14 protein-coding genes are annotated in these 18,369 nt (G+C 73.6%); 7 read left to right on the forward strand and 7 right to left on the reverse strand.

Annotated features, from left to right (window positions below; translation table 11 throughout):
- Positions 1-4 precede the first annotated feature (4 nt).
- Positions 5-1,900, reverse strand: coding sequence for a 1-deoxy-D-xylulose-5-phosphate synthase (dxs, locus tag FHX71_RS13935; RefSeq protein WP_182617202.1), 1,896 nt, complete (start codon positions 1,898-1,900; stop codon positions 5-7).
- A 173-nt stretch (positions 1,901-2,073) separates the two neighbouring features.
- On the opposite strand from dxs, the gene FHX71_RS13940 reads away from it, so the two are divergent.
- Positions 2,074-3,525, forward strand: coding sequence for a GuaB1 family IMP dehydrogenase-related protein (locus tag FHX71_RS13940; RefSeq protein ID WP_182617204.1), 1,452 nt, complete (start codon positions 2,074-2,076; stop codon positions 3,523-3,525).
- Positions 3,526-3,546: 21 nt separating this feature from the next.
- On the opposite strand, the gene FHX71_RS13945 is transcribed toward FHX71_RS13940, so the two are convergent.
- Positions 3,547-5,595, reverse strand: coding sequence for a HelD family protein (locus FHX71_RS13945; RefSeq protein ID WP_182617206.1), 2,049 nt, complete (start codon positions 5,593-5,595; stop codon positions 3,547-3,549).
- A gap of 64 nt (positions 5,596-5,659) precedes the next feature.
- A complete protein-coding gene (locus tag FHX71_RS13950) occupies positions 5,660-6,088 on the reverse strand; it encodes a DUF1801 domain-containing protein (RefSeq protein ID WP_182617209.1) in 429 nt (142 codons plus the stop codon).
- Positions 6,089-6,345: 257 nt separating this feature from the next.
- On the opposite strand from FHX71_RS13950, the gene FHX71_RS13955 reads away from it, so the two are divergent.
- A complete protein-coding gene (locus FHX71_RS13955) occupies positions 6,346-7,242 on the forward strand; it encodes an aminoglycoside phosphotransferase family protein (protein ID WP_182617211.1) in 897 nt (298 codons plus the stop codon).
- 61 nt (positions 7,243-7,303) lie between these two features.
- Positions 7,304-8,002: a DUF4241 domain-containing protein gene (locus FHX71_RS13960; protein ID WP_182617213.1), complete on the forward strand. Its 699-nt coding sequence runs from the start codon at positions 7,304-7,306 to the stop codon at positions 8,000-8,002.
- A 28-nt stretch (positions 8,003-8,030) separates the two neighbouring features.
- Here FHX71_RS13960 and FHX71_RS13965 read toward each other — a convergent pair whose 3' ends face one another.
- The 4 genes from FHX71_RS13965 to FHX71_RS13980 are packed head-to-tail and all read right to left on the reverse strand — an operon-like array spanning position 8,031 to position 11,190.
- Positions 8,031-8,963 (reverse strand): threonine/serine dehydratase, encoded by a 933-nt coding sequence (locus FHX71_RS13965; protein ID WP_182617215.1) that lies wholly within the window; start codon positions 8,961-8,963, stop codon positions 8,031-8,033.
- A gap of 17 nt (positions 8,964-8,980) precedes the next feature.
- A complete protein-coding gene (locus FHX71_RS13970) occupies positions 8,981-9,667 on the reverse strand; it encodes an NUDIX hydrolase (protein WP_182617217.1) in 687 nt (228 codons plus the stop codon).
- Positions 9,668-9,723: 56 nt separating this feature from the next.
- The gene (locus FHX71_RS13975) at positions 9,724-10,506 is read right to left on the reverse strand and encodes an alpha/beta fold hydrolase (RefSeq protein WP_182617219.1); all 783 of its coding nucleotides are present in this window, start codon (positions 10,504-10,506) and stop codon (positions 9,724-9,726) included.
- Between the two features lie 51 nt (positions 10,507-10,557).
- Positions 10,558-11,190, reverse strand: a complete 633-nt coding sequence (locus FHX71_RS13980; RefSeq protein WP_182617221.1) for a TetR/AcrR family transcriptional regulator — start codon at positions 11,188-11,190, stop codon at positions 10,558-10,560.
- 80 nt (positions 11,191-11,270) lie between these two features.
- Between FHX71_RS13980 and FHX71_RS13985 the strand changes: the two genes are divergently transcribed.
- The 4 genes from FHX71_RS13985 (at position 11,271) to FHX71_RS14000 (ending at position 18,364) form a co-directional block, all read left to right on the forward strand.
- A complete protein-coding gene (locus FHX71_RS13985) occupies positions 11,271-12,191 on the forward strand; it encodes an alpha/beta fold hydrolase (protein ID WP_182617223.1) in 921 nt (306 codons plus the stop codon).
- A 118-nt stretch (positions 12,192-12,309) separates the two neighbouring features.
- The gene (locus FHX71_RS13990; RefSeq protein ID WP_182617225.1) at positions 12,310-12,927 is read left to right on the forward strand and encodes a hypothetical protein; all 618 of its coding nucleotides are present in this window, start codon (positions 12,310-12,312) and stop codon (positions 12,925-12,927) included.
- 354 nt (positions 12,928-13,281) lie between these two features.
- Entirely contained in the window at positions 13,282-14,352 is a 1,071-nt protein-coding gene (locus tag FHX71_RS13995) for a multicopper oxidase domain-containing protein (protein WP_182617227.1), read from the forward strand.
- Positions 14,353-14,389: 37 nt separating this feature from the next.
- The gene (locus FHX71_RS14000; protein WP_220489683.1) at positions 14,390-18,364 is read left to right on the forward strand and encodes a ThuA domain-containing protein; all 3,975 of its coding nucleotides are present in this window, start codon (positions 14,390-14,392) and stop codon (positions 18,362-18,364) included.
- Positions 18,365-18,369 lie beyond the last annotated feature (5 nt).

Consider the following 18,369-nt stretch of genomic DNA (forward strand, 5'->3'; position numbering starts at 1 on the left):
CCCGTCACAGCAGTGCGAGGGCCGCGAGGGCGTCGCGCGTGGCGTCCGCCGCGGTCATGCGCTGGGCCCGGACGATGTGGTCCCGGCTCGCGTGGTCCAGGAACTGGACCGGCAGGCCCATGTGCACCTGGGGCGTGCCGATGCCCTGCTCGCCCGCGCGCTGCGCGAGCATGTCGCCCACGCCGCCGTCGACCACGCCGTCCTCCACCGTGACCACCAGGTCGTGCTCGCCGCAGAGCTTGACCAGGTTCTCCGGCACGGGCAGCACCCACGTCGGGGAGGCCACCGTGGCCTCGACGCCGTGCGCCGCGAGCGCCGCGCCGGTCTCCATGGCGCAGGCCGCCATGGAGCCCACGCCGACAACGAGCACGCGGCGGGTCACGGGGGCCTGCTGCCGGTTCGCGTCCGGGGAGAAGCGGCCCACGACGTCGACGCCGTCGAGCTCCTCGAGCGCCGGGATGTCGTCGCCGACGGCGCCCTTGGGGTAGCGGACCACGGTGGGCGCGTCGTCGACGTCGACGGCGGCGCGCAGCGCGCCGCGCAGGGTCGTCTCGTCGCGGGGTGCGGCCAGGCGCAGGCCGGGCACGATGCGGAGCATCGCCATGTCCCACATGCCGTTGTGGCTGGCGCCGTCGTCGCCGGTGATGCCGGCGCGGTCCAGCACGAAGGTGACGCCCGCCTTGTGCAGGGCGACGTCCATGAGGACCTGGTCGAACGCGCGGTTCAGGAACGTCGCGTAGACGGCGACGACGGGGTGCAGCCCGGCGTAGGCCATGCCGGCGGCCGACGTCGCGGCGTGCTGCTCGGCGATGCCGACGTCGAAGGTGCGCTCGGGGAACTGCTCCTGGAAGGGCGCGAGGCCCACGGGGTGCAGCATGGCGGCGGTGATGGCGACGACGTCGGACCGGCGGCGGCCGATCTTGACGATCTCGTCGGCGAAGACCTTGGTCCAGCCGAAGCGGCTGGCGGCGACGGGCAGCCCGGTCTCGGGGTGGATGACGCCGACGGCGTGGAACCGGTCGGCGATGTCGTCCTCGGCGGGCTTGTAGCCGCGGCCCTTCTCGGTGATGGCGTGCACGATCACGGGGCGGCCGTACGCCTTGGCGCGGCCGAGCGCGCGCTCGAGCGCCTCGGTGTCGTGCCCGTCGACGGGCCCGATGTACTTGATGCCGAGGTCCTCGAACAGGCCCTGCGGGGCGACGACGTCCTTGAGGCCCTTCTTCAGGCCGTGCAGCCAGCGCCACGCGAAGCGGCCGGGCGCGCCGGAGCGGTGCAGGGCGCGGGTGCCCCAGCTGAGGAACGCCTCGTAGCCGCTGGTGGTGCGCAGCGTGTCGAGGTGGTTGGCGAGGCCGCCGATGGTCGGCGAGTAGGAGCGGCCGTTGTCGTTGACGACGATGACGAGCTTGCGGTCGCGGCTCTCGGCGATGTTGTTCAGCGCCTCCCAGGCCATGCCGCCCGTGAGGGCGCCGTCGCCGATGACGGCCACGACGTGGTCGTCCTTGCCGCGCACCTGGTTGGCCTTGGCGATGCCGTCGGCCCAGGACAGGGCGGTCGACGCGTGGGAGTTCTCGACGACGTCGTGCTCGGACTCGGCGCGGCTCGGGTAGCCGGACATGCCGCCGCGCTTGCGCAGGTCGGAGAAGTCGTGGCGGCCCGTCAGGAGCTTGTGCACGTAGGACTGGTGGCCCGTGTCGAACACGAGGCTGTCACGCGGCGAGTCGAAGACCCGGTGCAGGGCGATGGTCAGCTCGACGACACCGAGGTTGGGCCCGAGGTGCCCGCCGGTGCGCGAGACGCTGTCCACCAGGAACCGGCGGATCTCCTCGGCCAGCTCCGGCATCTGCCCGGGCGTCAGCGCCCGGACGTCCTCGGGCGAACGGATGTCGCTCAGCAAGCCCATGCGCGTCCTTTCGTCGTGCCCGGTGAGGGGCGAATCGGGGCCCTACTCTAAGGGGAGCCGACCACTCCACTGTGCCACGACGGGGGTGCCTCCCGTGCCTGTCTCCGATACCTCCACAACGATGTGGCAGGACTCATAGGCACAGGCAGACAAACTCTTTACTCTTGGTGAACGTGCGATTCCTCGACGAGCAGGCTCCGGCAACAGACCTCACCTATGGCGACGTGTTCCTCGTCCCGTCACGCTCGGACGTCACGTCGCGGTTCGACGTCGACCTCGCGTCCGACGACGGCACCGGCACCACGATCCCCGTCGTCGTCGCGAACATGACCGCGGTGGCGGGACGGCGCATGGCCGAGACCGTCGCGCGGCGCGGCGGCCTCGCGATCCTCCCGCAGGACGTCCCCGCCGACGTCGTGGCGGGCGTCGTCGCGGACGTCAAGGGCAAGGACCCCGTCATCGAGACGCCGGTCGTGGTCGCGCCGCAGGACACGGTGCACAGCGTGCTGACGCTGCTGGGCAAGCGCGCGCACGGCGCCGCCGTCGTCGTACAGGACGGCCGGCCCGTGGGCGTGGTGACCGAGTCGGACTGCGCCGACGTCGACCGGTTCACCCGGGTGGCGGAGGTCATGTCCGCCGAGCCCCGGGTCCTGGACGCGGCCCTGCTGGACGGCCCGGGCGGCCTGGAGGCGGCGTTCGACGTGCTGCACTCCGCCCGCCTGGACCTCGCGCCCGTGGTGCGCGACGGCCGGCTCGCCGGAGTGCTGACCCGCAAGGGCGCCCTGCGCTCCTCGATCTACTCCCCCGCGCTCGACGCCGCCGGCTCGCTGCGCGTCGGGGCGGTAGTGGGCATCAACGGCGACGTCGCCGCCAAGGCGAAGGACCTGCTGGCCGCGGGCGTGGACGTGCTCGTCGTCGACACGGCCCACGGCCACCAGACCAAGATGCTCGCCGCCCTGGAGGCCGTGCGGTCCGTGGACCCGGACGTGCCCGTCGTGGCAGGCAACGTGGTGACGGCCGACGGCGTGCGCGACCTCGTCTCCGCCGGCGCCGACATCCTCAAGGTCGGCGTCGGGCCGGGCGCCATGTGCACCACCCGCATGCAGACGGGCGTCGGCCGGCCGCAGTTCTCCGCCGTCCTGGAGTGCGCGGCCGCCGCGCGCGAGCTCGGCAAGCACGTCTGGGCCGACGGCGGCGTGCGCCACCCCCGCGACGTCGCCCTGGCGCTGGCCGCGGGCGCGTCGCAGGTCATGGTGGGCTCCTGGTTCGCCGGCACGTACGAGTCGCCCGGCGACCTCAAGGACGACGGCACGGGCCGGCTCTACAAGGACTCCTTCGGCATGGCCTCCGCGCGCGCCGTGGCGGCCCGCACCGCCGGGAGCGGCACGGCGTTCGCCCGCGCCCGCAAGGCCCTGTACGAGGAGGGCATCTCTACCGGCAAGATGTACCTCGACCCGGCCCGGCCCGGCGTCGAGGACCTGCTGGACGAGATCACGTCCGGCCTGCGGTCCTCGTGCACCTACGCCGGGGCCCGGTCGCTCGCCGAGTTCTCCGAGCGCGCGGTCGTCGGCATCCAGTCGGCCGCCGGGTACCAGGAGGGCATGCCGGTCGCGACGAGCTGGTGAGCCGGGGGCGATGCCTCCGGCTCAGCCGACGACAACCAGGGTGCGGGTCGGGCGCGTGAGCGCGACGTAGAGGTCGCGCTCGCCGCCCGGCCGCGCGCCCGTGATCCCGTCGGGGTCGGCGACCACCACGGCGTCGAACTCCAGGCCGCGCACCTGCGAGACGGGCACCACCCGGACCCGGGTGTCCCCCAGGGCCCCGGCGATCTGCTCGACGGCCGCGTCGGCGGCGACCACCGCGACGAGGTCGTCGGGCCCCGCGGCCGCGAGCGCCCCCGTCTCGCGCACGACGGCGTCGACCAGCTCGTCCGACGCCGCCGCGACGCGTCGCGGGACGTCGCCGTTCCGGACCGCGCGGGCCGGCGCCTGGTCGGGGGCGATGCGGGCGAGCAGCGGCGCCGCGACCTCCAGCACCTCGGCGGTGGTGCGGTAGCAGACGGTCAGGGTGCGCACGTCGGCGCGCCGGGCCAGGTCGGCGCCCAGTGCGTCGGCCCAGGAGGTCGCCCCCGTCGCAGGCCCGGCCTGGGCGAGGTCGCCGACGACGGTCATCGAGCGGCCCGGGCAGCGGCGCAGCACGGAGCGCCACTGCATTGGCGTCAGCTCCTGCGCCTCGTCCACCACGACATGCCCGTAGATCCGCGCGGGCGGGCCGTTGAGCAGGTGCTCGGCCTCGTCCAGCAGGGGCAGGTGCGCGGCGGTCCAGGCCGGGGCGTCGGCGTCGGGCACCGAGATCTCCGGGCGCGCGTCCAGCAGGTCCAGCACCACGTCCTGGGCCACGAGGTAGGGCCAGGCGGCCTCGACGGCCCGCTCCAGGGCGACGTCCTCGGCGAGCTCCGCCTGCAGCGCGCCCGGGTCCAGCTCGGCGACGGCGGCGGCGTGCCCGAACCTGCCGCCGTCGTCGGGGGCGAAGCCGAGGCGCGCCAGGTCCCCGGCCGCCGCCTTGTCGACGTTGACGCCGCCGGTGAGCACCTCGATGTCCTCGTCCAGCTTGGCGAGGAACACGCGGGCGCGCGCCTGGACCTCGTCGGCCACCCACTCCACGACGAGGTCCTTGAACAGCTCCCGGGCCTGGTTGTGCGGCAGGCCGGTGCCGCCGGCGGTCGCGCGGGCCTCGGCCAGCGCGTGCTCGTCCAGCGTGACCGGGTCGCCGTCCACCAGGACCGTCAGCCTGCCCGACGGCGCCTGGTACCCCCTCACGACCGCGGCCAGCTCGTCGGCCAGCCGGGCCTCGCCGGCGGCGCGGCGCAGCTCGTGGCCCGCGGCCGGGGCCTCGGGCAGGCCGAGGGCGTCTGCGACCAGGCGGTCTGCGGTGCTCATGGCGACGTCGTTCTCGCCGAGGGACGGCAGCACCTCCGCGATGTAGTCGAGGAACCGCGTGCCCGGGCCGAGCACGAGCACGCCGTCGGACCGCGCCTCCTCGAAGCCCGCCAGGACGTACGCGGCGCGGTGCAGCGCGACCACGGTCTTGCCCGTGCCGGGGCCGCCCTCCACGACGGTGACGCCGCGGTGCGCGGAGCGGATGATGGCGTCCTGCTCGGCCTGGAGCGTGGACACGACGTCGCGCATGCGGCCGGTGCGGCGGGCGCTGATGGCCTCCAGGAGCGGGCCGTCGCCGACGACGTCGCCCGGGCCCGGCTCCGTGCCGTCCAGGATCTCGTCGCTCACGCGGGTGACCCGGCGCCCGTCCAGGGCCAGGTGCCGGCGGCGGCGCAGGCCCATCGGGTGGGCCGCGGTGGCGGCGTAGAAGGGGCGGGCGGCCTCGGCCCGCCAGTCGATGAGGAGCTGGTCGTCGCCGTCGCTCAGCCCGGTGCGGCCGATGTGCAGCGTGCGCCCGCCGGCGTCGTCGATCCGGCCGAAGCAGAGGTGGTGCCCGGCCGCGTCCAGGGTGCGCTCCCGGCGCGTGAGCATGGCGACGCGCACCTCGCGCGTGTACGCCTCGGCCGGGTCGGCCGAGGAGGCGCGCCGGGCGTCGTCGAGGTCCGCGCGGACGCGCCGGCTCTCGCCGTCGAGCCGGGCGTACAGGGCGTCGACGTACTGCTGCTCGGCGGACTGCTCGGTCTGGCGTGGCTGCACCGGGTCTCCTCGTTGTCGGAACCTGGTGTCAACGCGATCCCGCGCCGGAACGTTCCCGGCCGGCTCAGGACTCGCGGGCCCGCTGCCCGAAGGTCCCCGACGTGACCGTGGCCCAGGACCGCCGCAGGATCTCCTCCAGCACCGCGAGGTCGACCTGCTCGAGGTTCTTCAGGTACAGGCAGCCGACGCCGGTGGTGTGCGGGCCGAGCCGCTCCAGCAGCTCCGCGTGCGCGCCGACGCCGTCCGCGAGGTACACGGTGCTGGCCGGCTTGCGGGGCGAGAATCCCGTGGCGGGGGCGTCGCCGGACCGGCCGGTCGGGTACTCGTAGTGGTACTCGCCGAAGCCGACGATCGACGGGCCGAACATGCGGGGCTGCTGCCCCGTGACGCGTTCCATGAGGTCGAGCAGCGTGTGCGCGTCCCGCCGCCGGACGGCGGACGGCACCGCGTCGAGGTAGGCGGCCGGGTCGCCGTCGGTCCACGTGGTGGTCATGCCGCAATTATCTCGCTCCCCGCCCGTCACGCCAGGCCTCCCCGCCGGGTCTGCGGGCGAACTGTCGCGCTCGCGAGGCGAGATGTCGGAACTCCGGGCAGACTGCCGACGTCGCCGGGCGGGCCCCGGCCGGCGACCCGCCGCACCGATAGGGTGGGCGGCCCGTACTGACCGGACAGCTTCCGGACCGGAGAACCCTTCCTGACCGGAGACGAGTTCTGACCGGAGACAGCCCTGACCGGAGACAAGGAGCCCCTGTGGTCGCCGCCGACCTCGACGTGACCGTCGACCTCGCCCGAGCGCTCCTGCGCGAGCAGCACCCCGACCTCGCGGACCGGCCCCTGCGGCTGGTCGCGAACGGCTGGGACAACGTGATGCTGCGGCTGGGCGACGACCTGGCCCTGCGCCTGCCCCGCCGCGAGCTCGGGGCGCAGCTCATGCACAACGAGCACCGGGTACTTCCCCTGCTCGCGCCGCGGCTGCCCGTCGCCGTCCCCGACCCGGTGCGCGTGGGCGCGCCGAGCCCGGTGCTGGGCTACCCGTGGCCCTGGGGCGTGGTCCGGTGGGCCGACGGCGTGTGCGCCGCGGACGTCCCCGCGACGGAGCGCACGCCGTGGGCGGAGCACCTGGCGCGTGTGTTCGTCGCGCTGCACCGGCCGGCCCCGGACGACGCCCCCGAGAACGTCTTCCGCGGGGTCCCGGTCGCGGTGCGGGACGCGAGCTTCCAGGACTGGCTCCCGCTGCTGCCGGCCGGGGTCCACGAGCGCGCGCGGGCCCTGTGGGCCGACGCCCTGGCCGCGCCCGCGTTCGACGGCGTGCCCGTGTGGCTGCACGGCGACCCGCACCCGGCCAACCTCGTGGCGGACGCCGGCCGGCTGTCCGCCGTCATCGACTTCGGGGACGTGACCAGCGGCGACCCGGCCTCGGACCTCGGCATGGCCTGGCTCACGTTCGACGCCGCCGGCCGCGAGCGCTTCCGCGCCGTCGTGGACGCGCAGGCCCGCGACGGGCACGGCTGGGACGACGGGACGTGGCGCCGCGCGAAGGGCTGGGCGGTGCTCTTCGCGGCGATCTGCTTCGCCTACCCGGACACGCACCCGGTGATGGTGGGCGTCGGGGAGCACGCGGTGGGCCAGCTCTTCGGCCCCGGCTGATCTCGGGTCCGGCTGAGCGGCCCCGTCACCGCGTGTCGGTGGCTGCCGCTACCTTCCTCGCATGACCTACTCGCAGCCCTTCTTCGCCCTGCTCGACGGCACGCCCGACGGCACGCCGTACCCGCAGACGGTGCACGACCTCGGTGTGCTCCACGTCCCCTCCGGCCGCATCGAGGCGTCCGACCCGTACGTCACGCTCGGCGAGGGGCTCGTCGTCCGGGTCGAGCCGGGCTCCTACCCCGCGTTCGTGACCGTCGCCGACGTGTCCGAGGAGAGCGACGGCAGCCACCTGCGGGAGGCGTACCTCTCGCTCGTCGTGTCCGACGGCGCACCGGTCGCCGAGGTGCGGGGCGTCACGCCGGAGGGCCACGAGCCGGCGGCCGACGACGAGCACTACGGCGTGGGCGTGGACGCCGGCACGGTCGGGTTCGCCGACGCCGAGGCGATCGTCCGGTGCATGCCGCGCGAGGACGACAGGACCGACTGGTACGACCTGCTGTTCGACTCGGGCGAGCCCACGTCGTGGTTCGAGCTCATGGACAGCGCCGAGCACTACCGGGAGGGCAGCGCGAACATCACGATGCCGCTGGCCACGGCCGGCGAGAACGTGGTGCTCAGCCACTCCGGGTGGGGCGACGGCTTCTACCCCGTGGTCACGACCCACTCCGCCGACGGCGCCCTGCTCGGCGTGCACATCGACCTGCTGGTCGCCGGCCCCGACGACGAGGACGAGGACGACGACGAGGAGGTCGAGGGCTGAGTAGGACGGCGGGGACGGCCGAGGTGGCTCAGAGCTGCACGGCCGAGGTGTTCGCGCCGCACACGAGCACCGCGACGCGCTCCCCCGGCTCGGGCACGTAGGCGCCGGACAGCAGCGCGGCGAGCGCCGTCGCGCCGCCGGGCTCGGCCACGACGCGGACGGCGTCCCAGAGGGAGCGCTGGGCCGCGGCGATGGCCTCGTCGGTGACCAGCACGGACCGCTCGACGAACTGCTGGGCCAGCGGGAACATGAGCCGCCCCACCTGCTTGGGCGCGAGCGAGTCGGCGGCGATGCCCTCCGTGGGCGCGTCGACGGGCTCGCCCGCCGCGAGCGCCCGGTGCAGGGTGGGGGCGCCCTCGGGCTCGACGGCGACGACGCGCACGTCGCCGCGGAACCAGGCGGCGATGCCGCCGATCAGCCCGCCGCCGCCGACGGCGACCAGCAGGGTGTCGAGGTCGGGCAGGTCCTGGGCGATCTCGAGGCCGAGGGTGCCCTGCCCGACGAGCGTCTCGGTCTGGTCGTAGGCGTGCACGGTCATCGCGCCGGTGCCGGCGACGAACTCCTCGCTCGCGGCCAGGGCGTCGGCGTACCGGTCGCCGCCCACGACGAGCTTGGCGCCGTAGCCGCGGATGCGCTCGGCCTTGGCCGGGGTGGTCACGGCGGGCACGAAGATGGTCGCGGGGATGCCGAGCCTGGCCGCGGCGTAGGCGACGGCGGCCCCGTGGTTGCCGCCCGAGGCGGCGACCACGCCGGCGTCGGGCACGTCCCGGGTGAGCAGGTTGGTGAACGCGCCGCGCGCCTTGAACGAGCCGGAGTGCTGCAGGGACTCCAGCTTGAGCGCCACGGGCCGCGCGGGGCGGCCGAAGTCGGCGAGGTCCACCTCCAGCACGGGCGTGTGCCGCACGTGCGGGCGGATCAGGGCCTCCGCGGCACGGATGGCGGTACGGGTCACGTCGGTCATCGGTCTCTCCTCGGGCATCACGAGATGCCCAGCTCGCGGTCGTGGTCCCAGTCCTCGGTCCAGCCGAGCTGGTCGAACATGGCGTCCAGGATGCCGGCGGTGAATCCCCAGACGAGGTGGGTCAGGTCGCCGTCGTGCACGTGGAAGCCGGGGCCGCGCCAGGTCTGGTTGCCGCGGCGCAGCACGGTGGTGAACCGGTTGGCGGGGTCGAGCAGGTCGGCCACGGGGGCGCGGAAGACGTGCGCGGACTCGGCGACGTCGACGACGCGCACGGGCGTGGGGCGCGCCCACCAGCCGAGCACGGGCGTGACCACGTGGTTGCTGACCGGCATGGGCAGCTCGCCGAACGCGCCGAGCACCTCGACGCCGTCCGCGTCCAGGCCGGTCTCCTCGACGGCCTCGCGCAGGGCGGCGGTGACGGCATCCTCGCCGTCGTCGGCGCGGCCGCCCGGGAAGGCGACCTGCCCGGCGTGGCTGCGCAGGGTGGCGGCGCGCGCCAGCAGCAGGACGTCGAGGTCGGCGGGGACGGCCAGGTCGTGGTCGTCGCGGTCGGCGGCAAGGTCGTCCAGCACGCCGAACAGCACGAGGACCGACGCGGGGCGCGCCCCGCCGGTGAAGTCGCCGCGTGCGTGCCGCCACGGCCCCTCGAAGCCCCGCTCGGCGAGGGCGACCAGCTGCTTGCGTGCGGATGCGGAGGAGCTCACCGCCCGACCTTAACCCCGGCCGCGGACCCGCACGTGCGCCCGGGTCAGGGCACGGGTCACCAGAGGAACGACCGCACCGCCGTCGCCACGGCGGACGGCCGCTCGCGGTGCACAGCGTGCCCGGCGCCCACGACGACGCGGGCCCGCACGCTCGGGTTGCGGATCATCAGCTCGACGCCGGTGCGCGGGTGGAACAGGGCGCCGCGGGCGGGGTCGGCGCCCAGCACGAGCGTCGGCACGGTCAGGCGGGTCACGACGGCGGTATACCGCCAGGGCGCGTTGTCGCGCAGCGTGCGGGCCACGGCGGTGGCGTCGGCGGCCTTCGCGGCGGCGGCCACGGCTGCGGCGTCCCGGCGGTCCCAGGCCGCGTGCACGCCCTGCACGCTCCGGACGGACGGCGGGTGGGTCGCGTCGCGGATCTCGGCCTCGGCGACGGCCTCGAACCGGTCCTCCTCCACGTCGAGCGCGGGGTCGAGGAGAACGAGGCGGCGCGTGAACCGGCGGTCGGCGTCGGCGGCCAGCGCGCCGAGCACGCCGCCGAGGCTGTGCCCGACGACGAGGTCCCAGGCGGTGCCGAGCGCCTGGACGTCGGCGACGTGGTCGGCCAGCAGGTAGGAGCCGGCGCGGGGGCTGGTGCCGTGCCCGCGCAGGTCGGGCGCCACCACCTCGTAGCCGTCGGCGGCGAGAGTCTCGGCGAGCCGCCACCAGGTGGCTCCGGCGGAGACGATCCCGTGCAGGAGCAGGGCTCTGCCCGGCCCGGTGCCCCAGCTGGTCGTGGAGAGCTCGAGGGGCGCGGGTGGTTCGGAGGTGCCGCCGGGAACTTCCTGCCACGTCGCCATGAACAGAGGGTAACGAGGGTATGTATACGGGTTTGAAACAATTGAACTTTTCTACCGCAATGCGGCGAGATCAGCGCCCCGTGCCGCCAGCAGGGACCGCGCCGCCTGGATCGCCCGCTCGTAGACCGCGTCGTCGCGGAGCAGCAGGGACCGGTCGTTCGCCGCGTTCAGCAGGGCGTTGACCTCGAAGGCGACCTGGGCGGGGTCGGTGCCCGGGGCGAGCTCGCCGGCGCCCACCGCCACCTGCGCCTGGTGCACCAGGTACGACTCCCAGGCCTGCTGGGCGGCGACGACGGCGTCGTGCACGGCGCCGTCGCGCATGTCGAACTCGATCTCCACGGTGCGGAAGAAGCACCCGCCCTCGAACACCCGCGACCGCGAGTACTCGGTCCAGGCCAGCACCAGCGCCCACAGGCGCGCGAGGCCGCGGTCGGCCGCCCTGGCGCGGACGACGACGTGCTCGGTGTAGATCTCGGCCGCCCGCTCCACGGCGGCGAGCTGGAGCCGCTCCTTGGAGCCGAACAGGCCGGCGATCCCGCTCTTGTTCACCGGGACGTCCTGCGCCAGCGCGCCGAAGGACAGCGCGTCCAGCCCGCGCACGGACGCCTCCTGCACCGCGCGGTCCAGCACGGCGCGGCGGGTGCGGTCGCCGCGGAGGCGGCGCAGGTCGGTCGGCTCGTCCACGGAAGAAAGTGTACGACCGTTCGCTCATTCGATAGTGTGCGAACGTTCGTACAGATAAATCGCCGCCCCCGGAGGTCCCCGTGCCCACGACCCAGCACGCAGCCCGCGCCCTGTTCCGCACCCTCGGCCGGGTCGCGCCGCCCGCCGCCCTGGCGCTGGGTGCCGCCACCTACTGGCGGGTCGGGGCACCGGCCCCGGTCCGGCCCGCCGACCAGGCCGTCCACGCCTCGGCGCGACGCACCCCGCTCGAGCACCGCCCCACGTTCCGGGGCGCCGGCGGCCCGATCACCGTCGCCAGCTACTCCTGGGGCGACCCCGGCGCGCCCGGGGTCCTGCTGGTCCACGGCTGGCGCTCCCGCGCCTCGGCGTTCGGGCGGATCATCGAGGACCTCACCGGAGCGGGGCTCCGCGTCGTCGCCTACGACGCGCCCGGCCACGGCGCCTCCGGCGGGCGGCGGCGCACCGGGCTCGACGACCTGGCGATCATCCGCCGGCTGTCCGACGCCGAGCACGCGCCGTGGGCCGCGGTCGTCGGGCACTCGCTCGGGGTGCTCGGGGCCGGGATCGCCCTGCACGAGGGCGTCGAGGCAGAGCGGTTCGCCGCGGTCTCCGGCCTGACGTCGGTCCGTGTCACGACCGACGGGTTCGTCCGCCAGGCCGGGCTCCCCTGGGCACTGCGCGACGCCTTCGCGCGGGCCGTCCAGCGGCACGGACTGCCGGGCCACCCGGACGTCTACGAGCGCTTCGACCTGGTGCGGCGCACCGTCCCGGCAGCCGTGCCCACCCTCTGGCTGCACGACGACGGGGACCGCGTGAACCCGCACCAGCTCTCGGTGCGGCTGCACGAGGCCCACGCGGACTCGAGCGAGCTGTTCACGACGACCGGGCTGGGGCACAACAAGATCCTCGGCGACCCCGCGGTCCGGGCCCGGATCCTCGACCACCTCGCGGCGCCGGCGCCCGCCGACCGCGCGACCGCCCGCCGTCCGGCTGCGCGGTGAACGCCGCGTGAACTCCCGCCGACATCACCGATCGGATATGCAAAACCTTCCCTGACCTGCGGCGACGTCTTAGCCTGTTGTCCGGTTTGTACTATTTTTCAACCGGAGGGAAAAGACGATGGAGCACACGAGCGACGGCGCCCTGGCAGCGGCGGCGGTCAGCGTCCTGGCGGCCCTCTGGTTCGCCTGGACCGTCCGACACTCCGGCCCCTGGTCCCGGCTGGTCCCCGTGGCGGGGATCGTGGCCGCGGCGGTCGCCGCGGTCGTGGCCGCCGTCGCCGCGTACGGCGCCTGGCCCGACGGCACCGTCGTGACCGGGCGGGTCGTGAGCATCTACGTCGCGGCGCTCCTGGTGCACGCCGGGCTGACCCGGCTGTGCACCGGCTTCCTCGCCGGGAAGTACCGCCGGGCGGTCGCCGCCGCCAAGGACGCCGACAAGGCCGGCGTGACCACCGGCAAGTCCCGGCTGCACCTCATCCCGACGGTCGTGGCGGTGTCCACGGCGATCCAGGTGGCCGTCATCGCGAACACGCTCTCCGTGCCCGACCTGTACCTCGGCGCGGCCGCCGGGATCGCGGCCGCCGTGCTGGCCTGGCCGCTCGGCGGGTTCCTCCGGCTGGTCACCCGGCCGCGCGGCCACCGCCCGACGGCGGCGCTCGCCCACCCGCTGACCGGCCTCCTGGCCGGCGCCGTCCTGCTCGCGACCGCGGTGTGGCTGCTCCTGCGGATCGCGTGAACCGCCGAGCTTGCCCTACCCACCCGGATCTCGTGACCTACCAGGATCTTTGCTTGGTCGTATAGACGAAGCCTGTCGCTGTTTGTCCATCTTTTGCTTGACAGTCGGCATAAGTCCTCCTATGTTCGAAAAGTCACCCGCTGGAGTACGGTCTGCCACGGGGGCGTGGCCGTCGTCGCAGACGACCACGTGACGCATCCATGGGGGGAACGACGATGAGGTCCACCTGCGTGACAACGCTGTCACTCACCGCGTCGACGCCATCGGCGCAGCGCGGCTGAGCCACTCCCCTCCTGCATTTCTCTCTCGCCGGGACGGCACTCCCGCCTGCCCGACGGTGTCGAACGGAGACTCATGCCCGAGAACAGCACTGACGCCCCAACCCAGCCCGGCGGCGTGTCCCGCCGCTCGATCCTGACCGGTACCCTCGCCGGGCTCATGGCGCCGACGGCGGCGCTGGCGCTCGGTTCCGACTCGGCCGCGGCCGTGTCGTCGGACGTCCGGCCGCTGGCGTCGACCCGGCACATCACCGTCTACGCGGAGGCGCTGCCCGGCGGCCAGTACGGCTACGGCCTCACCCCCGGCAAGGCCACCATCCCCGGCCCCGTGCTGGAGATGTGGGAGGGCGACACCCTCCAGGTCGAGCTGGTGAACAACACCGACAAGCGGCTGTCGATCCACCCGCACGGCGTGGACTACGCGACCGACTCGGACGGCAGCCCGTTCAACGACTCGTTCAACGAGCCCGGCGAGAGCCGCACCTACGTCTGGAAGAGCCACAAGCCGAAGCAGCGCGCCGACGGCACCTGGATGGCAGGCTCCGCCGGCTACTGGCACTACCACGACCACGCGATGGGCGGCGAGCACGGCACCGAGGGGCTGCGCAAGGGCCTGTACGGCGCCCTCGTGGTGCGGCGCGCGGGCGACCCGCTGCCCGACCGCCAGCACACCGTCGTGTTCAACGACATGACCATCAACAACAAGGTCGCGCCCGACACCCCGATGCTGGAGGCGAACAAGGGCGAGAAGGTCGAGTTCATCGCGATCGGCCACGGCGACCAGCTGCACACGTTCCACGTGCACGCGCACCGCTGGGCGGACAACCGCACCGGCTGGCTGACCGGCCCCGACGACCCCTCCCGGGTGATCGACACCAAGGACCTCAACCCCGGCTCCTCGTTCGGCTTCCAGGTCATCGCCGGCGAGGGCGTGGGCGCGGGTGCCTGGATGTACCACTGCCACGTCCAGTTCCACTCGGACGGCGGGATGGCCGGGGTCTTCCTGGTGCGCAACGCCGACGGCAGCATGCCCGCCGGCGCCCAGGACGCGATCGACCGGTTCCACGAGCACGGCGGCCACACCATGAGCGGCACGTCCGCCACCACCGAGTCCGAGAGCGGGGCGGCGGGCCATGCCGGCCACTGACCGCCCCGACATCCCGTTCACGCGCAAAGGAGCACTGATGGAACGAACAGGAAGAGGCATCCTCGCCGCCGTGGCCGGCGCCGCGCTCGTCGTCACCATGGCGACGACGCCGGCAGCGGCCCAGCGGCCCACCACGGCCGTCGACACCGCCGCCGGCACGGCAGCGGCCCCGCTGGTGACGGCGAAGGCCGACGCCGCCGCCGAGCCCACCGTGCTGGTCTTCTACGGCGCGCCGGCCCAGCAGTCCGACCCGGTCACGCTCGCGGTCCGGACCATCCGGGAGCTCGGCGCCGCGAACGGCTTCACCGTGCACACGGCCAGCGACCCGAAGGTGTTCACGGCCAAGAACCTCGCGGAGTACCGCGGCGTCGTGTTCCTCTCCGCGGAGGGCGTGGAGCTCAGCACGGGCCAGGAGGAGGCGCTCAAGGCCTACATGCAGGCCGGCGGCGGGTTCCTCGGCGTCCGCGACGCCGCGCGGGCGCAGGCGCGCTCGCAGTGGTTCACGGGCCTGATCGGCACCCGCCCGGCGGGCAACCTGCCGGACCCGCTGCCCGTGGCGAGCGCCACCGCGAGCGCCGAGAACGCGCCGAACGAGGTGGCCGCCAAGCTGATCGACGGCGACTCGCGCACCAAGTGGCTCGCGTTCGAGCCGACGGCGTGGATCGAGCTGGAGCTGGAGGAGCCGCAGGCGGCCGCGCGGTACGCGCTCACGTCGGCCAACGACTCCGAGGGCCGCGACCCGCAGGACTGGACGCTGCAGGGCTCGGAGGACGGCGAGACCTGGACCGACCTGGACACCCAGGAGGGCCAGGACTTCGCGGACCGGTTCGCGACCAACGACTACGAGCTCGACAACGACGTCGCGTACGCGCACTACCGGCTGGACATCACGGCGAACGCGGGCGAGGACCTGACCCAGCTCGCCGAGATCCAGCTCTTCGACACCTCGGGCGAGGAGGAGCCGGACCCGGAGGTGCCGGTGCAGGAGGCGACGGTGAACGTCGTCGACCGCGCGCACCCGGCCAACGCCGGGCTGCCGCTGAACTGGACCCGGGAGGACCGGTGGCTGAACTGGTCGCCGAACCCGGTCGGTGACGTGCACACGGTGGCCCAGGTCCAGGAGTGGGACTACGAGCCCGGCGAGGGCGCCAACGGCCCGTTCCACCCGATCTCGTGGTGCCGTGACTACGAGGGCGGCCGCTCGTTCTACACGGGCATGGGCGGCACCGCGGAGAGCTACGCGGACGAGGGTTTCCGTGACCACCTGCTCGGCGGCCTGCTCTGGTCCGCGGGCATGGTCCGCGGCGACTGCCAGGCGACCATCGCGGCGAACTACGAGTCGGAGCGCCTGACCGGGGCGAACGCCGCGGGCACGCTCGACCAGATCGGCGAGCCGCACGGCCTGACCGTGGCTCCCGACGGCGGCGTCTTCTACGTCGGCAAGGGTGCCTGCCCGTCCGGCCCGGTCGTCTCGTGGGACGACCCGGACGTGGGCCTGGGCTGCGGCACGATCCACCGCTGGGACCCGGAGGCGGGCGAGACCAACCTGCTGACCACCCTGGACGTGATGGGTAACCGCGGCAGCGGCAGCGAGCTGGTCAAGAACGAGGAGGGGCTGCTCGGCATCACGCTGGACCCCGACTTCGAGGAGAACCAGTGGATCTACGTCTACTGGATGCCGCACGAGTCGATCGACGTCGAGCGGCGGGTCGGCGAGCGCACGGTGTCGCGCTTCACCTATGACGCGGCGGCCGACACGATCGACCAGTCCACGCGCCAGGACCTGCTGGAGTGGGAGACGCAGATCCACAGCTGCTGCCACGCGGGCGGCGGCCTGGACTTCGACAACGACGGCAACCTGTACATCGGGTCCGGCGACAGCAACTCCTCGGGCGGCTCGGACGGCTACTCGGGCAACAACTGGACGCAGGAGTTCGCGGGCATCTCGTTCCAGGACGCCCGTCGTACGGCCGGCAACACGAACGACCTGAACGGCAAGATCCTGCGGATCCACCCGGAGGACGACGGCACGTTCACGGTCCCGGAGGGCAACCTGTTCCCGGAGGCCGACGACCCGGGCGACAAGACGCGCCCGGAGATCTACGTCATGGGCGTGCGCAACATCTCGCGCCTGGCCTACGACAAGAAGAACGACTGGCTGACGGCGGCGTGGGTGGGACCGGACGCGGGCTCGCCGGACCCGGAGCTCGGGCCGGCGAAGTACGAGACGGCGACCATCATCACCTCGGCGGGCAACCAGGGCTGGCCCTACTGCATGGGCAACGGGCAGCCGTACCGTGACCGCAGCAACGAGGACGCGTCGGTGCTGGCCGGCTGGTACGACTGCGACAACCCGAAGAACACCTCGCCGCGCAACACCGGCCTGGTGGACCTGCCGCCCGTGCGCGACAACATGATCTGGTACTCGCCCAGCGGCGGCGGCCCGGTCTTCCCGGAGGGTGAGAACGGCATCCCGTCGTACGTCGACGAGGAGGCCACGTACACCCTGCCGTACCTGCGCGGTGGCGGTCAGGCCGTGATGGACGGTCCCACGTACCACCGGTCCGAGGTGGACACCGACAGCGGCGTCGCCTGGCCCGCGTACTGGGACAACAAGTGGTTCATCGGCGACCAGTCGAACGCCAGCAACCGGATCGCCGTCACGGTGAACCCGGACACGGTCGAGGAGGCCGGTCCCCCGGTCTTCGCCGAGGACCTGCGCAAGATCATCCAGGGCGGCGCCGGCAACACGCAGGTGCAGAGCTGGATGGACGCCAAGTTCGGCCCGGACGGCGCGCTGTACATGCTGGACTACGCGGGCGGGTTCTTCTCCCTGCACCCCAACCAGAAGCTCGTCCGGATCAGCTACAAGGGCGGGGCGCCGACCCCGGCCCCGGCCGCGTCCGGCGCGAGCGTGCAGAGCTCCCCGCTGACCGTCGCCTTCACCGGTGACCGCTCGGGCGGCGTCTCGTACGCCTGGGACTTCGGGGACGGCAGCACGTCGACCGAGGCCAACCCGCGGCACACCTACACCCGCGTGGGCAGCTACGACGCCACGCTGACGGTGACCTACGCCGACGGCGAGACGTCCACGGTCGAGGTCCCGGCCGAGACCACCTGCACCATCCCCGACGACCGCGGCACCGTGTGGTTCGGCGAGACGAACAGCGGCGTCACCAACGACGACCTGGGCGGCTGCACGATCAACGACCTGGTCGAGGACGAGCGGGAGTGGGACACGAACGGCCGGTTCGTCAACCACGTCACGGCCGTGGCCGACCAGCTCCGGGCCGACAAGGTGATCACGGTCGCCGAGCGCAAGAAGCTGCTCAGCGCGGCGAAGGTGTCCGGCGTCGGCGCGGAGGGCAGCTCCGGGTACCGGTGGCTGTTCGACGGCACGGCGGAGCAGCTCGCGGACTGGCGACAGGCCCCGGGCGGCAAGTTCGACCTGCTGGACGACGGGTCGATCCTGTCCACCGGCGGGCTCGGCATGCTCTGGCACCCGGGCGAGGAGCTCGGTGACTTCTCGCTGAAGCTCCAGTTCAAGGACGTGGCGCCCGAGGGACGGTTCGCGAACAGCGGCGTCTTCACACGGTTCCCCGACCCGCGGGTGGCGCAGGACGACCGGCCCGAGTGCGGGCAGGGCACAGCTGACGAGGCCTGGGTGGCGATCTACTGCGGCCACGAGATCCAGCTCTACGACGGTCCGACGGGCGAGGTCCAGAAGACGGGGTCGGTCTACAACTTCGACCCCAACACGCTGGAGAACGCCGGGGTGACCCCGAAGGGTGAGTGGAACGACTACGAGATCCAGGTGGTCGGCCAGCAGTACACGATCATCCGCAACGGCGAGGTGATCAACGAGTTCGAGAACTCGCCCGGCAAGGAGTCCTCGCGCGCCGGTGACCCGCCGACCGACCTGCGGCAGTTCCTGCAGGGCTACATCGGTCTGCAGAACCACAGCGACGCGGACGCCATGGAGTTCCGCAACATCCGGGTGCGTGACCTGTGACCAGG

Origin of the sequence: Promicromonospora sukumoe, assembly GCF_014137995.1 — a bacterium.
Taxonomy (GTDB): Bacteria; Actinomycetota; Actinomycetes; order Actinomycetales; family Cellulomonadaceae; genus Promicromonospora; species Promicromonospora sukumoe.